This window comes from Vibrio sp. 661 (assembly GCF_033339315.1).
GTDB lineage: Bacteria > Pseudomonadota > Gammaproteobacteria > Enterobacterales > Vibrionaceae > Vibrio > Vibrio alginolyticus.
The window spans coordinates 610,302-627,253 of record NZ_JAWOUJ010000002.1 but is presented as its reverse complement, the minus strand read 5'-3'; the positions used below and the strand labels follow the sequence as shown (position 1 = coordinate 627,253).

Sequence of the window (16,952 nt, the reverse complement as noted above, 5' to 3'; positions counted from 1 at the left end):
AGCGCTCCAAAAAGCGCTATATAATCTTAATTTACTTAGAAGACTTAGGTACGAACGAACCTACTTCCATACGAGGCGGGAATTCTTTGAATGTACCCATCACCTCTTTCACTGTATCCATTGCTGGCATCATTAAGAATGAACGCTCGTACATCCAACGAGAATAACCCATGCCTTGATCGCCTCGTTCAAATGGATCAATGCTCAAGTCAAAGATCAGTGGCACACGAAGTTTAGTGAACGGCTTACGCCATACATCCATACCCGTTTCATTCTCTTGAATCATAAAGTGGAACTTGTACTTTCCTTGGCGCAATGCCACAAGATCGCCGTCGTCGCTCCAGTAAACGAACTCATTTCGTGCGGATTTGTCTGACTTACCCGTTAAGTATGGCAATTGGTTGTAACCGTCTAGGTGAACTTTGTAGTCCACATCGCCAACTTTTTTGCCTTTTAGTAATTCGTCTTTAACTTTGGTATCACCTGCCGCAGCAACTAGTGTCGGGAAAAAGTCCTCTAATGACATCATGCCGTTGAATGTTTTACCTGCCTCAATTTTTCCAGGCCATTTAATCAACATTGGCACACGGAAACTCCCTTCCCAGCCAGTGTTTTTCTCTGAGCGGAACGGTGTCATCCCAGCATCCGGCCACAAATCAACCATAGGGCCGTTGTCAGTGGTGTAAACAATGATTGTATTGTCATCCACACCTAACTCTTTGATCTTGTTAAGTAGCTGACCGATTTGGTCATCGTGCTGCTTAACACCATCCGCGTAGAAACCGGCACCTGTTTTACCTTGGTATTCTTCTGGAACATGTGTGAAGTTGTGCATGCGAGTGGTGTTAAACCAAGTAAAGAACGGCTTGTCCGCTTTTACTTGTTTTTCTATGAAGCTTTCTGCGGCATCAAGAAACTCACCATCAACATTTTCCATACGCTTACGCGTAAGTGGACCGGTATCTTCGATTTTACCGTCAGCGTAAGAATGGATAACGCCACGAGGACCAAATTTCTTCTTGAACTCCGGATCTTTAGGGTAATCCACGTTCTCTGGCTCTTCTTCTGCGTTCAAGTGGTATAGGTTGCCGAAGAATTCATCAAAACCGTGGTTGGTAGGAAGATGCTCGTCTCGGTCACCTAAATGGTTCTTACCAAATTGTCCGGTTGCGTAACCCATTTGTTTAAGCACGGTTGCAATCGTCGGATCTTTTTCCGAGATACCTTCCGGAGCGCCTGGTAAGCCCACTTTTGATAGACCTGTACGTTTTGGCATTTGACCAGTGATGAATGCAGAACGGCCTGCTGTCGAGCTTTGCTGTGCGTAGAAGTTAGTGAACTTCGCACCTTCTTTAGCAATGCTATCGATGTTTGGCGTGTTGTACGCCATCATGCCTTGGTTATAGGTACTAAGGTTCCAGTAACCAACATCATCACCAAAGATGACAAGAATGTTGGGTTTGTCCGCTGCATGTGCAACTGCAGATGCAGCGCCCAAAGCTAACGTACATGCGTTAAGTACGAGTTTTTTACTGCTCGTTTTGGTCGCATTTTTCATATTATCTCCAAGAGTTCGCTAGTGCGTAAAAAATGGTATTCGCTTTTCAATACCATTGTTGATATAAGATAAAGCACTAATTTCAGGCGATAAATGCAGTCAAAATTAGTTAACCTATAAATTAAATTTATGAGTGACGTTATGGACTTGAATTTGATCCAAACTTTTCTTGTTGTTGCGGAGTTTCAATCTTATACAAAAGCCGCGGAACAATTAGGGCTTACACAACCTGCTGTGAGCGCTGCAATAAAGCGTTTAGAGCAAGTCGTCGATAAGCAATTATTCGTTAAAAAAGGGCGAGGTATCGCACTAACCTCCACCGCTTATCAATTACTGCCGCAATTCCAGCAAGCGGTTAATATTATTGACAATGCGATATCTGATAAAAATCATTTTGAAGTGTGTTGTTCGGAAATTTTGTTGCACATTATGGACCCGATAAAGAACACTATTTTTTATGAATCACCACCCGAAAAATTCCTATTATTTGAGCTGTTAAGACAACAAAAAGTCGATCTAGTAATCGATACGGTGATCACGAAAGATGCAGCGTTTATTATTGAAGATGCCTATGAGGAAGAAGCCGTGGTTATCTGTCGTGAGAACCATCCCCGTGTACACGGCACGCTCACAAAAGAGCAATTTTATGAGGAAACTCACTGTTTATTTTCAGGAAAATGGAACAACATGTCGGGGTTCGAGCAACTAGCAAAGGAAACAATTCAAGAAAGAAAAGTCGACTTGATCACATCTTCGCTAGCGGGCATGGCGCTGTATGTCGCCCAAAGAGACAGTTTAGGGATCGTGTCTCAATCTTTTGCAAACAAGTGGAGCAAAGCGCTCAAACTTCAAATTTTGCCCTGCCCCATTTCGATACGCTCTATCCCTTACAAGTTCGTCTACCATAAGCGAGAGGTAAACAACCCAACCCACATCGCTCTACGTGAAAAAATCAAAGCCAACTTAACGGCAGCCCACTACGAACCAATTTGTTTATAAATCTTGTCAATTGAAGCGTTAGGCGTTTTCGTCATCAAGCTTTCTACAAACCTTAATAGATAGAATTTTACAGATAAAAAAAGAGGCTCACGTTAATGAGCCTCTTTCTAGATGTGGAACTTCACTTAGCTTTTCTTACTTATTTGGGTTCTCTTTTAGTTTCTCCATCACTTGATCGAGCGAGAAGCTTGCTGCTTTTTGCCTTGGTGGGAACTCTTTAAACGTTTCAAGGAATCTGCCAACGTAAGCTTGCGCAGGAACAAGCATGTAAGCACGGTCTAGCATCCAATCATAGTAAGTGTTAGAAGTGATATCAGCCACTTCGTAAGGATCCATACGCAAGTTGAAGATCTTAGGAACACGAAGTGTGGTGAATGGTTCAGCCCAAATACGCAACGTGCCTTTTGCTCGTTGCTCCATAAAGACCAGCTTCCATTTGTTATAACGAAGTGCAGTTAAGTCTCCATCATCTGAGAAGTAAAAAATTTCTTCACGTGGGGCCTTATCCTCTTTACCAGTCAAATATGGTAGGAAGTTATAGCCGTCTAGGTGAACTTTGAATTTCTTACCATTCGCACTATAACCTTTGAGCAATTTCTCTTTGATATTGTCATCACCCGCGGCAGCAACGAACGTTGGCATCCAGTCCATGTGATGCATGATATCATTCGAAACAGAGCCAGCTTTAATTTTACCCGGCCAACGTACCATCGCAGGAACTCGGTACGCACCTTCCCAGTTGGTATTTTTCTCTCCACGGAATGGCGTTGTGCCTGCATCTGGCCACGAGTTCATGTGTGGGCCATTATCGGTGGAGTAAAAGACGATTGTGTTGTCTTTAATACCCAAATCATCCACTTTTTTCAGCAGCTGACCTACATGATTATCATGCTCGACCATACCATCTGCATACTCGCTGATGCCTGTTTTTCCAGAGTTCTCTTCTTTCACATGAGTACGGAAGTGCATACGAGTTGCGTTCCACCAGACAAAGAAAGGTTTTTCAGCCTTGACTGCACGATCCATAAAGTCGAGTGCCGCATCTAACGTCTCTTCATCCACGGTTTCCATGCGCTTGCGGGTTAGAGGTCCTGTATCCTCAATTTTGCCATCAGCGTACGAACGGATAACGCCGCGCGGACCGAACTTTTTACGAAACTCAGGATCTTTAGGATAATCGACGTTTTCTGGCTCCTCCTCGGCGTTCAAGTGATAAAGGTTGCCAAAAAATTCATCGAAGCCGTGATTAGTAGGAAGGTGCTCATCTTTATCACCTAAGTGGTTTTTACCAAATTGCCCTGTCATATAGCCCATCGGCTTCAGCATTTCGGCAATGGTTGCGTCCTCTTCCTTCAAGCCAAGATCAGCACCTGGAAGCCCCACTTTACTCAAACCTGTTCTAAGAACGGTTTGGCCCGTAATGAAAGTAGAACGGCCCGCTGTACAAGATTGCTCACCGTAATAGTCAGTGAACATCATGCCTTCTTTGGCGATACTGTCTATATTTGGTGTTTTGTACCCCATCAAGCCAAACGTGTAAGCACTGAGATTGGACTGGCCAATATCATCACCCCAAATGACGAGAATATTTGGTTTCTCTGCTGCGATACTGCTACTTGTCGCACCGATTAAAGCGGCGGCAAGAATCGCTAATCGGCGTTTAACGCCATATTTCGCTGTCATATAAACCTCTGTGTGTATTAGAAAAGTGCTTCCTGCAACAGAATGTATAGTTCACAAATAGCGGATAAGCGAATTTACTAAATGAGAATTCTTTCTATCTTCGCCTAACATTACACCGTTATTTGTAGCTAATACGCACTCCAATAGCACTTTAGTTCAGAGCGCCATCGCACCATTCATCACTACTGTTAATCTCAAATATTAAGATTGTCTACGCATATCACAGTGCCCATAAAGTACCTGATTGCTTTTATATAAATATTAATGATAATACGTTTTACTACTATTAATAATTAAGGTACCCGTGTGCTTGACTCCAAGGTTTCAAATGGAAAAACTTACCAATGCCAACACAACGGCGTTCACCATAATGATGAGGAGCTATTACTAGATAAGCGCACTCACTCTGTGGTACTCAATTACTTGCCAAACAAGAAATCTGTTCAGTTAACAAGCATTCAATTTAAGCTGCTGCAAACTCTCACTCACCATCAAGATCAAGTACTAAGTAAGCATTTTCTTTACGAAACAGTACTAAAACGTGAATTTACTGAACATGATCGAGCACTCGATATGCACATGAGCAGAATGAGAAAGCGTCTAGTTCACGAAGGCGTTCCAACAGACAGAATTCAGACAGTCCACCGCCAGGGTTACATTTTCAAGCGCTCAGACAATCAACAGAAAAATTAACGCTAATTGGCCCAACTTTTGGTAATTGACCGCTTATTTTGCTTTAATTAATGCAAATTCGAATCACGTAAAATAACTCAATGAATTTGCGCTTAATTTTTACACTTTGCATTGCTACTTTGTTTGCCGGCTGTGCAACCTATGCTGGTCTTAACTATGACCAACTGTTTGGTCCACAGCTCGTGCGTGAACGCACAGTTGACGTGGAAACCCCTCAAGCAAACTTCTTCCAAAGCGAAGTTAAACCCATTATGGATAACCGCTGTGTCGTCTGCCACGCGTGCTACGATGCACCATGTCAACTTAAGCTCTCTTCTGTTGAGGGCATTGACCGTGGTGCGAGTAAAGCACTGGTATATGAAGGAACAAGACTCACAGCCGCAGCACCAACACGCTTATTCGAAGATGCAGAAACAACCCAAGAGTGGCGCGATGCGGGTTTTCATCCGGTTCTCAACGAACGTGATCAAAGCATGGCAGCCAACATTGATGCAGGCCTTATCGCACGTTTGCTACAACAAAAAGAGCGCCACCCATTGCCTGACCAAGTCCAGTTAGAAGGCTTTGACTTTTCGATAGACCGAGAGCAAACCTGTCCAACGATTGAAGAATACGAGCAATACGAAAAGGATAACCCGACCTGGGGAATGCCTTTTGGTATGCCAAACCTATCAAACAGTGAATACCACACACTCATGACTTGGTTGGAAAACGGCGCAATAATGAACGTTCACCGACCTGTTAGTGAGAAAGAGCAAGCGCAAATAGATAAGTACGAAGCATTACTTAACCACTCTGATTTGAAAAATCAGCTGATGGCTAGGTATATATATGAGCATTTGTTTTTATCTCATCTCTACTTTTCGGAACTCGATGAAGATCCCCGATTCTTCACGCTCGTCCGCTCTGCTACACCACCAGGACAGCCCGTCAAACGTATTTCAACGCGTCGCCCGTACGATGATCCAGGGGTTGAACGTGTGTTTTATCGAATTATTCCAGAGCAAGGGACCATCGTAGATAAAACTCACATGCCATTCGCGTTAAACAAGCAACGCATAGAGAACTGGAAAACTTGGTTTATTGATGCTGATTACATGGTTAGTCAGCTACCGAGTTATGAACCAGAAGTTGCTGCAAACCCGATGACATCATTCATCGACCTTCCAGTGAAGTCGCGCTTTAAGTTCATGCTAGATAATGCACAAAATACAATAATGGCATACATCAAAGGCCCAGTTTGTCGTGGCCAACTGGCATTGAATGTTATCAATGATCGCTTTTGGGTGTTTTTCCTTGATCCAGATAAAGCAGACATCCCAGAAGTAAATGAGTTTTACCGATCTCAGGCTGATAATCTAAAACTACCGGCAGAACAAGAAAGTAACACGCTACCTGTTACCAACTGGGTCAAGTACGCGCGCCAGCAAGCTCGCTACCTAGAGGCTAAATCTGAGTTCACTAATAACTGGTTTAAAGAAGGTGAAAACCTATCCACCGATGTAATTTGGGACGGTAATGGCACCAACCATAATGCGGCATTAACGATATTCCGCCATTTTGATAGTGCTTCTGTTGTTCAAGGGTTAGTTGGTGAGCAGCCTAAAACAGTGTGGATTCTTGACTACGCGTTACTAGAGCGTATCCACTATTTGCTTGTTGCTGGGTTTGACGTTTACGGTAACTTCGGCCATCAGCTCATGACACGAATGTTTATGGATTTCTTGCGTCTAGAAGGCGAAAGTAACTTTATCTCGTTGTTACCCGCCGATATGCGCCATGAACTGCAATCTAGCTGGTATAAAGATCAAAGCCCGCAGTTGAGTGACTTTTTACAACGAAATGTGAAGCCGTTTAACCAACCAACCAGCGTTCAGTATAAGAGTGACGCTCCAAAAACGGAGTTGGTGGAGTTGTTGAGCGAACATGTTTCAGATGTGCTTCTGCCTCGCTACGAAATTCAAGACACGGCTCTTTCTGCGAGTAGTGAAAAGCAACTAAAACGTATTGACCACGTTCGTGGTGAAGGCCTAAAAACCGTTCCGCAAATCACTATGCTTATGGTGAGAAGTCAATCAGGGGAAGATGAACTGTTCACCTTACTTCACAACAATGCACACACAAACATCTCTAGCTTGTTTGATGAAGAAAGTAACCGTGACTTTGCTAACGATGACATGACCATTGTACGCGGCGTTGTGGGAAGCTATCCTGCAGCATTTTTCTCGATCAACGAAAACCAAGTAAAAGATTTTGTCGATCAATTTAGTGCCATCCAAAACGAGTCCGATTACGTTAAGTTATTGGATAATTTTGCGATTCGTAGAAGCTCAGAAAAATTCTGGTCATTTAGCGATCGTTTACACAGTTGGTACCGTACAAAACAACCGATCGAATTTGGATTACTTGACTATAATCGTTTTGAGAATCGATGATGATTTAAGGGGGTTCTCATGGGTATCCGAGATAACATTGCCGCTCTTGAACAACAGATTTACGTTGCTTGTTCTGAGGGAGACTACGAAACGGTCAATATGCTTGAGCATCAACTCGAATACTTGCGTGGCAAAGTGGAACATCCTTTTGATGATGACCCTTATGCCCTAGACACTCGATTCGAGTGGGAAGATGACATGACCGAATAGAAAAAACCTCCGGAAAGCCGGAGGTTTTTTTATTTTCAATGCTCGATGGATTACTTCGCCATTAACTCATCCAGAGCTTGAATTGATGCAGACACTTGAGAAACTAAATCATCTTTAGTCGCATTATAGGTATCTAGAGGTTGAGGCGCGGCTTCAATTGCTTGGCAAGCGTTCATTAGCGCAGTTAGTCCTAAACTTCCTGCACTGCCCTTTAATTTATGGACAAGGTTCTTTACTTCTTTACTATCATTGTCCTCAGCAGACGCTTGCAGCTTGCTTAATACATCGGTGCTGGTGGCTCTAAACAGATTAATAATGTGCAACATCTTATCTCTGCCCAATATTTTCATATCGGACTCAATCACGCTCGGATTAATGATAACCACATCGGGTTCCTTTATTTTAGGTGCTTGAACGACCTTTGATTGTAGCTCTTGTTCTTGAGGTGAAATTTGATCAAACGGGGTACAGTCGGCATTTTGTGGCAACAACAACGGCTTTCCGTCTAGCGCATCCTGAATCAATGCCGCGAGTGCCTCTTTTGCTAATGGCTTAGGCAAGTATCCGTCAAAACCAGCGGCTAGATAGCGCTCAACTTCTTCCGCAAAAACGTGTGCAGACACTGCAATCATTGGCGTGACGGCAAGCGCTTTATTGGCCGGCTTATTACACTCAATCCGCTTTAAGCGTTGGATCAACTCAGTTCCATCACAATCAGGGAGGTTGATGTCGACCAAAGCGATATCAAAATCTTGTGTGCTGATCAGTTGCTCTGCTTGTGAGCCGTTTTCTGCCATCACGACTTGATGCCCCATGCTTTCTAGAAAGCCTTCCGCGACCACTCGGTTGACTTCATTATCTTCTACTAGCAAGACCTTTGCTTTCACTTTGCAACGTGCGGTTGCCACGGTTCCTGTTTCAACAGGTTCGCTTTCCTCTAACGGAATAGAGAACCAGAATCGGCTACCATTTCCCTCTTCGGAATCGACTTCTAAAACACCGCCCATCGCTTCAATGATTCGCTTACTGATGGCAAGTCCAAGCCCCGTACCTCCAGTTTGGCTCATCCCACCTTCAGCTTGCGTGAAGGCATCAAACAACGTTCTCTGATATTTTTTGGCAATTCCTATTCCAGTGTCTGATACTTCAAACAGGACTTGCGACTCGTCCTCAGGGTTCAGGCTAACGTAGATATCAATTTCTCCTTCGTCAGTGAACTTAATCGCGTTACCAACAAGATTGTTCAGCACCTGACTGATTCTGGTGACATCCCCTTTCCAGTAGCGACTAACATCACTTTCAATATGGTAGGAGAACAGTAGCTTCTTCTCTTGTGCTCGACTGTTCATTAACTGGAAAGTGTCCTCCACCATTTGGTGTAAATCAAAGCCCATGTGACGAATTTCTAAATGCCCCGCTTCAATCTTGGAGTAATCCAGTACATCATTAAGGATCGCGAGCAACGTTTTACCACTACGATTAATGATTTCCGCATAACGCTTTTGAATTGGGTTGAGGCCTGAGTCAATCAACAAGCGTGCTGTCCCCAACACTCCGTTCATTGGCGTTCTTATCTCATGGCTCATCGTCGCCAAGAATGCCGATTTTGCTCGGCTCGCTTGCTCTGCTTGCTTGCGAGCTTTAGCGTGATTCAAAACCTCTTCATTCAAACGGCGGTTTGCTTGTTTTAACTGCGAAGTGCGCTGCTCAACGAGCTCTTCTAAATGCTCTTTATGCTCCTCAAGCTCTCGCTTGGCTTGAGCTTCACCCTCTGCTACCACTTTTAGTGCTTGCGCGGTATTACGAGCCGTGATGATGGCCTGCCCCATATGCGCCAACTCATCTTTGCCTTTCACTTCCAACTCAACCGCTAAGTTACCCTGCGCCACAGACAGCAACGCAGCGGAATATTCAGCTAACCGCTTCACAACAGAAAGGTACACCACACGCCATAAAATCAGCACCAATACAATCAAACCAACAATTGAAATAACGGTTAAAGACCACTGAGCGAATTTCAGTGTGCTGGTCAATTGGTCTACAGCGACGGTAGTGGTTTTGTTTGAATCATCAACCAATTTGTTGACCGTGCCATTCAGCTCTGAGAACAACTCTAATGTCTTTTGCATCAGTTGTTGTGACTGTTCGTTATTCTCGTATTGCTGCATCAGTATAGAAAATACGACCTGACGCTTACCAAGCTCTATGAGCAGTTGGCTCATTTGCTTAGAGCGCGTAGGATCTTCCACAGCGAGTACACGGCGTTGCATAATTTTGAGGTTGCTATCGAAATCACTTTGAACCTGTTGAATTCGCTCAATATTCGTTAATGTCCGAGCCTCTTCAATCTGATTCAACATTTTAAAGGCCAACAAGTGCAGTTCATGCAATCGCTCAGTCAGATCAAGATCGACCTCCACCAGTGCATCTAGCGCCTGATAAACTTGCGATTTTTTATTCGATTCTAATAAGTCATAAATATGCGTGACGTTAGCAACAGCAATGGTGCTTGTATTCTGAACTTGCGTACGAGTTAGTTGTTCTAGCTCTTCACTGAGCAGACGCATTTCTTCAACACGAGTATCTATCTCTTTTGCAAGCCACAGCTTTTTTTCAACCGAAACACCGAGTTCTGCCAAATTGTCGATAACGTTCTGGACGTTATTCTCTAAAGCTTCTAACAATTGAGAATCGAACGACTCACTCCCGAGCTCCTTGATGTGAGTGAGTAAAGACTCGAGCTGTTCGAACAGCACTCGCCCTGACTCCTTTCTTTCCTGCTCGTTTCTTGCGTTCGACAACATTTGTACAGACGAAATAATACGAGTACTCAACTCAGAGACTTGCCTCGCCTCAATCATGGCGGGAATCGCAGAATCCACGACATTTCTTTCGGTTTTGGCAACCAAAGAAAATCCAGACACACCAATAAGTGCCGATAACATGACCAGTATTGCCATCGCAATGAAAGACAACAAAAGTTTACGACCGATGCTTGCAGTTGCTAGCAGCATATTTTCATGACCTTAATGTTCGTGTTCAGCGACATATTACGTTATATTTTGCAGTGTTTACTTAATCTATGCCAACGAACTTCATTTCATGGTTAAAAATCAACACGCATTTCGCACATTTTTCAAACATTCTGCAGCCACTTTAACCCTCGTTGCTTCTTTGCCAGCGGTTGCCGCAGAGAAAATATGTGCAATATACCCTCACCTAAAGGATTCATACTGGTTGTCAGTAAACTATGGAATGGTGTCCGAAGCGAAAAGAGAAGGTGTCGAGCTACGAGTTCTTGAAGCGGGCGGCTACCCAAACAAAACCCGTCAAGAACAACAACTCGCACTGTGTAACCAATGGGGAGCAGATGCAGTTATCCTTGGGACCGTGGACCCACAGGCTTACGAGCATTCACTTAAAAATTGGGTAGGGAATACTCCCGTTTTTGCTACTGTGAACCAACTCGACTTGGATGAAGAACAAAGTGAGTTGCTAAAAGGGACTGTCGGTGTTGACTGGCATTGGATGGGATACGAAGCGGGTCAATATTTGGCAGCTCGTCATCCAAAGGGGTCAGGAAAGACCAACATTGCCTTACTTTTGGGGCCGCGAACTCGTGGTGGTACGAAACCCGTTACTGCCGGATTTTATGAAGCGATACAAGGAAGTGATATCAACATTGTTGACTCATTTTGGGCAGACAACGACAAGGAGTTACAACGTAACCTAGTTCAACGTGTGATCGATACGGGAAATATAGATTACATTGTTGGCAGTGCAGTGGCGATTGAAGCGGCCATCAGTGAGCTGCGCAGTGCCGGCAAAGCTGAGGAGATCGGTTTAGTTTCTGTGTACTTAAGTCATGGTGTATATCGAGGCCTGTTACGTAACAAAGTGCTCTTCGCACCAACAGATAAAATGGTGCAGCAAGGTCGGCTTTCCGTGATGCAAGCAACGCATTACTTAAGGGGTGAAGCTTATGACAAACATGCCTCACCAACCATCAAACCACTGACTCCGAAGACGCTTCATGACGACACGATCGAAGAATCGTTATCTCCGTCAGAATATAGGCCGACATTCCGTGTTAAGGCTGTTGATTGAAAGACCAAAAACGTGTTCTATTGAGTCACAACAATTTTAAAATCATATAAACGGAAACATCTTGATGCAAAAAACCATTCGTACCATGCCAACCCATAAACATGTGGCTTTGGTCGCTCACGACAACTGCAAACCTGAGCTACTTCGCTGGGTAAAAGAAAACAAAGAAAAGCTACAGAGTCACTTCCTTTACGCAACTGGCACGACAGGACACATGCTGAGTAAAGAAACTGGACTTGCGATCAAGAGCATGATCAGTGGTCCGATGGGCGGTGATCAACAACTAGGCGCTCTCATTTCAGAAGGCAAAATCGACGTTCTCGTTTTCTTTTGGGATCCACTGAATGCCGTACCTCACGACCCAGATGTTAAAGCGCTTCTTCGTATTGCTAGTGTTTGGAATATTCCTGTAGCAACGAACCGAGCCACCGCTAAGTTCCTGTTTAACTCCCCTCTTCTTGAGCAAGAAGTAGACATCGAAGTTCCGGATTACGAAGCCTATCTTGCTGAGCGCATGTAAGCTTTGATGCCAACCAAATAAAGCAAAGGCGATACCAAGTATCGCCTTTGCTGTTTTTAACATTCTAAACGTTGCATTTAACGGGAAGTCACGATGGGATAATCACCATTAACGAGCTCTTGAACGAATGCAGATCCCGCGCCAGTATGCGTGATCCAAACCTTCTCTTTCGCACGTGTAATCGCCACGTAAAATAGCCTGCGCTCTTCTGCGTAAGGGAATTTGTCTTTGGATTCCGTCAACGCACCATCAATGTGAATTTGCTTCTTCTTAGCGGGGAATTGCCCCTCATCCACAGAAAGAATAATCACAAAGTCAGCTTCGCGTCCTTTACTCGCATGGCAAGTCATAAAGCGAATATCGAGATTAGGGAAACGTCGCAACCAATCGTCGAACAAATCGGGCTTATGATAATGGTTACGTCCTAGCAATAAAACTGACTTGGTTTGCTTGGCTTGTTGATTCAAGTGGTCCAAGATCTTTTCCACTTGATTGCTCGGCGCTGTATGTACGCTCTTCTGCTTGCGTTGTTTGTGGCTGTTTAGTGTTTTCGGCAACTGCGATGGGTTTTGCTGCACGAATGTATTCGCTACATCACCAATCTGATTGTTGAAACGATAAGTTGTATCTAAGTGATGAACGGTAGAGTGAGCAAAGCGTTCTTTAAAGCCAGTGATAAGATCGACATCCGCTCCTGCAAACTGATAGATCGCTTGCCAATCGTCGCCAACAGCAAATAACGTGGCACCTGCTTGTTTCTGAGTGGATTCACACAGTGCTTCAATCAATGCCAGACGATCTGGAGAGATATCTTGATACTCATCGACCATAATAAAGCGCCATGGCGAGACAAACTTCCCTTTATTCACATAATCTGTCGCACGACTGATCATGGTTGGGAAATCCACTTGGTTGCTTTCTTTAAGCATTTTTTGCCACGCTGTAAAACATGGCCAGCATAAGGCGAGTTCACTATTTAAACGCGTATAGTCTTGGTGGTTTACGAGCTTTTCTTGTACTTGCTTTTTGGTCAACCCTACCGCCGCTAAATGAGACAGCTGCGAATCTAGCCAAGCGATCAGTTTTGGATTTTCTGAATGGCTTCCTAACTCATCATCCCCTTTTAGGTACGCAATCGGCCATTTGTCTAAATGTTTTTGCCAACGTTTAAAGTTAGTGGGTGTCATCCAATGTTTTTTCAACCAGTCTACACACCATGCTGTTCGTTGATTTTCGTCCAACGCTAAAGGACTAATTTCGACAGGTTGCTCTTCGACTTGTTTAAGAATATACAAACCCAACTGATGGAATGTGTTGACGCGCACACCGTCTGCCGCCATGCCCACTTTATCTACTAAGCGTTCTTTCATTTCAGTCGCCGCATCACGACCGAACGCTAACATGAGAAGCTCTTCTGCTTGAGCCTGATGGCTTTGCAACAAATAGGCAACTCGTGCGGCTAAAACGCTGGTTTTGCCCGAGCCGGCACCAGCAAGAACTAAGTTGTGGTCGTCGTTGAGCAATACCGCATATTGCTGGGATAAATTCAAAGGAGAGGATTCAATTTGATTAAACAGCACTTCCCAATTTGGACGTTCTGCTTCTAGCCAATCGCGATTACGCTCACCAAGCGCCTCAGAGGTATCAATGAGCCAAGGCTCTATTTGCGACATACGATTCGGCATTCGCATTTTGGCTTCTTCTAGGGTGGTTTTCATCTCGCTTAACTCTTGGTTAAGGCTTTCAACCCAGGAGACCACTTGAGAATGCGATAAGTAAGCAGGCAAGTGCTTTAGTTTGTAAAGCTCTTCTTCCCACTTAGGTAGATACTCAGCCAGTTTTCGGCACTGAGTGTTGTGCCACTCTTGATATTGACGAACGGCCTCAAGCGCGAACTTTCGGCATTGTGGCCACGGTAAACCTTGGACTAGCCAGCTTTGTTGTTTGCCTTCGTGTTCATGAGCAAAAAACTGTAAAGAGCTCCATAATAACCCACGCTTTACGCTAACTTTGCCATTCCAGATCGTAAAAGGAATATGTTCTTCACTGCCTATAGAGCTTAATAAAACACTGTTCTCTTTTATTTCGACGTGATGGTACTCATTTTGAATAAAAAACTGTGCTTTGCTAGTGGCAGTAAGCTGCATGAAACGTGCGCCTTTTAGTTTAGAAGTTGTCGATTTATATCATTTTAAGGTGCTAAATTGTAGCAACGGCGAGCACCTAAGTAAGCTTCTTCTTCTATTCTTTAATAAAATTCACATTACTGTCGATTTAATAACCTAAAGCTGAGGTTATTTGAAGCTGGCTTTACAATCCTCAATACATGACCTGGCAGCTTTAATATAAGTCAATGACATCCCTGCTGATTTTTTCAGCAACCACGAATTTTTCTTAAAGTAAATCATAAACGCGCTATAGTGGGTCTGGTAGTATTCCCCCTGTTCTTCATCGGAAACATAAGGCGCATTGTGCAAGCAACTTCTAAATTTCGGCTATATTGGGCAAACAAGACGATAAATTACAGCGTTCTTATCCTCATTACCTTACTGGGTGTGGTTATCCCAACTTGGTACTTCGAGCAAAACACGCTGATAACGCCATTAATATTAGGCGTTATTGCTGCTGCTTTGGCTGAAAGTGATGACAGTTTCACTGGACGCATCAAGGCTCTGATTCTCACCGTTCTCTGTTTTGCGCTTGCTGCTTTTTCAATTGAAATCTTGTTCGATACCCCATGGGCGTTTGCGTTGGGATTATTTATCTCAACCTTCGGCTTCATCATTCTTGGGGCGATAGGTCCTAAGTACGCGAGTATTGCTTTTGGTTCGTTGCTGATCGCTATTTATACTATGCTTGGCGCACATGAAAGCACCAACATTTGGTTTCAGCCACTACTGCTTTTGACTGGTGCCGCCTGGTATTACTTCATGTCCATGATTTGGCAGATATTTTGGCCTCTTCAACCGGTGCAACAAAGCTTAGCCAATGTGTTCTTCCAAATGGCGAATTATCTTGATGCGAAAGCCAAGCTTTTTCACCCTGTGACCAACTTGACGCCACAACCGCTGCGGATTGAAGCTGCAAAATGCAATGCTGCCACGGTTACGGCACTAAACGCTTGTAAAACCACATTACTTAACCGATCGAAACGGGGTCACATTGATGGGCCTAGTGACCGATTTTTAAATATTTATTTCATCGCTCAAGACATTCACGAACGCGTCAGTTCTAGCCATTATCGCTATCAGGATTTAGCGACCGAATTTGAACGTTCTGATGTGCTGTTTCGTTTTAAATATCTTTTGGAGTCTCAAGCCCAAGCGTGTCGTGATATTGCACTAGCCATTCAGCTAGGAAATGAATACTCCCATACCGATCAATCTATTCTGGCATTAGCTGAAGTACAAAACTCTCTTGCTTATCTAGAAGAACAAAAGCAAGGGCACTGGAAACGTCTGCTGATGCAGTTAACATATTTATTCAATAACTTAGCGACGGTAGAAAAACAACTTAATAACATTAACAACCCAGATGTTGAAGGCCTCGAAGAAGATACCCTCGCCGATACCAACCCACACACGCTAAAAGCGATGTGGCAGCGTATATCAGCAAATTTACACAAAGATTCGATGCTGTTTCGGCATGCATTACGTATGTCAATTGCCTTAACGATTGGCTATGGAATCATTCAAATATTCAACATCGACCGAGGTTACTGGATACTCTTAACCACTTTATTCGTATGCCAACCGAACTACAGTGCCACTCGCCAAAAATTGACGGCGCGAGTAATAGGTACATTAGCTGGTTTGTTGATTGGTGTACCATTGCTGACTTTTTTCCCTTCTCAAGAAAGCCAGTTAGTATTTATCGTTATCTCTGGTGTGATGTTTTTCGCCTTCCGGATGAACAACTATGGGTACGCGACTGGTTTTATTACACTGCTCGTCCTCTTCTTATTTAATCAACTAGGTGAAGGTTACGCAGTTGTCCTTCCTAGACTAGCAGATACCCTCATCGGGTGTGTGCTTGCAGTAGGAGCTGTATTAGTTATTTTGCCCGACTGGCAGTCGAGAAGGCTTCACAAAGTTATGTCGGATGCGATAGAGGCGAACAAGCAGTATCTCGATCAGATCATTGGTCAGTATAGAATCGGCAAGAAAGACAATTTGAGTTACCGTATCGCTCGCCGCCAGGCCCACAATAATGATGCCTCACTCTCTTCTGCGATTAGTACGATGCTGGCGGAGCCTGGCAAATATCGCGCAGCTGTTGATGAAAGTTTTCGCTTCCTAACGTTAAATCACGCAATGTTGAACTATATTTCTGCATTAGGCGCGCACAGAACTCGCATCGAAGATGAGTCAATTCATAAACTCGTTTTAGATGCTCACCGTTGTATTCATCAGCATCTGGATGTACTTCATAAACAGCTTCACCAGCATTGTGAGGAGTGTGACCTATCTAATATTGATGATGCTGGACTCGAGCAACGCTTAAACGAATGGCGCGATGAAGACGACAGCTCTGCCCGCATGGTATTGCAGCAACTTCATCTTATCTATCGCATGCTCCCAGAGCTTCATTCACTTGCTAGTAAGTTTGCCGTCAGGGTAAGTTAGTAACATTCAAACCATATGTAAGAGGGAAGCGCTATATCGCTTCCCTTTTTCTTTTTACGTTTCCATCTACCCCAAAGTGGGTAATTATGTACCTTCTTAGGAAAGATCTGACGTATCACTTA

At 43.9% G+C, this 16,952-nt stretch carries 11 protein-coding genes; 7 read left to right on the top strand and 4 right to left on the bottom strand.

The features are described from left to right. Positions 1 to 31: 31 nt before the first annotated feature. Entirely contained in the window at positions 32 to 1,558 is a 1,527-nt protein-coding gene (locus R7P69_RS06885; protein ID WP_318121535.1) for an arylsulfatase, read from the bottom strand. A 141-nt stretch (positions 1,559 to 1,699) separates the two neighbouring features. Here R7P69_RS06885 and R7P69_RS06880 point away from each other — a divergent pair, with 141 nt between their 5' ends. Continuing rightward, entirely contained in the window at positions 1,700 to 2,557 is an 858-nt protein-coding gene (locus tag R7P69_RS06880; RefSeq protein ID WP_238952696.1) for a LysR family transcriptional regulator, read from the top strand. Positions 2,558 to 2,692: 135 nt separating this feature from the next. Here R7P69_RS06880 and R7P69_RS06875 read toward each other — a convergent pair whose 3' ends face one another. Then, entirely contained in the window at positions 2,693 to 4,240 is a 1,548-nt protein-coding gene (locus R7P69_RS06875) for an arylsulfatase (RefSeq protein WP_005376560.1), read from the bottom strand. A gap of 306 nt (positions 4,241 to 4,546) precedes the next feature. On the opposite strand from R7P69_RS06875, the gene R7P69_RS06870 reads away from it, so the two are divergent. From R7P69_RS06870 to R7P69_RS06860, 3 genes are all read left to right on the top strand, one after another. Then, positions 4,547 to 4,933, top strand: coding sequence for a winged helix-turn-helix domain-containing protein (locus R7P69_RS06870; protein ID WP_017635365.1), 387 nt, complete (start codon positions 4,547 to 4,549; stop codon positions 4,931 to 4,933). Between the two features lie 80 nt (positions 4,934 to 5,013). After that, complete coding sequence (locus R7P69_RS06865; RefSeq protein ID WP_238952697.1) at positions 5,014 to 7,368, top strand: fatty acid cis/trans isomerase; 2,355 nt, start codon at positions 5,014 to 5,016, stop codon at positions 7,366 to 7,368. A gap of 18 nt (positions 7,369 to 7,386) precedes the next feature. Then, a complete protein-coding gene (locus R7P69_RS06860; RefSeq protein WP_005376565.1) occupies positions 7,387 to 7,578 on the top strand; it encodes a hypothetical protein in 192 nt (63 codons plus the stop codon). A 50-nt stretch (positions 7,579 to 7,628) separates the two neighbouring features. Here the strand turns inward: R7P69_RS06860 and torS are convergent, their stop codons facing one another. Further along, entirely contained in the window at positions 7,629 to 10,592 is a 2,964-nt protein-coding gene (gene torS / locus R7P69_RS06855) for a TMAO reductase system sensor histidine kinase/response regulator TorS (protein ID WP_238952698.1), read from the bottom strand. Positions 10,593 to 10,635: 43 nt separating this feature from the next. On the opposite strand from torS, the gene torT reads away from it, so the two are divergent. Further along, positions 10,636 to 11,685: a TMAO reductase system periplasmic protein TorT gene (torT, locus tag R7P69_RS06850; protein ID WP_225452561.1), complete on the top strand. Its 1,050-nt coding sequence runs from the start codon at positions 10,636 to 10,638 to the stop codon at positions 11,683 to 11,685. Between the two features lie 64 nt (positions 11,686 to 11,749). Continuing rightward, complete coding sequence (locus R7P69_RS06845; protein WP_005376571.1) at positions 11,750 to 12,205, top strand: methylglyoxal synthase; 456 nt, start codon at positions 11,750 to 11,752, stop codon at positions 12,203 to 12,205. A gap of 77 nt (positions 12,206 to 12,282) precedes the next feature. Here R7P69_RS06845 and helD read toward each other — a convergent pair whose 3' ends face one another. After that, positions 12,283 to 14,352: a DNA helicase IV gene (gene helD, locus R7P69_RS06840; RefSeq protein WP_238952699.1), complete on the bottom strand. Its 2,070-nt coding sequence runs from the start codon at positions 14,350 to 14,352 to the stop codon at positions 12,283 to 12,285. 324 nt (positions 14,353 to 14,676) lie between these two features. On the opposite strand from helD, the gene yccS reads away from it, so the two are divergent. Next, a complete protein-coding gene (gene yccS / locus R7P69_RS06835) occupies positions 14,677 to 16,830 on the top strand; it encodes a YccS family putative transporter (RefSeq protein ID WP_042520714.1) in 2,154 nt (717 codons plus the stop codon). Positions 16,831 to 16,952 lie beyond the last annotated feature (122 nt).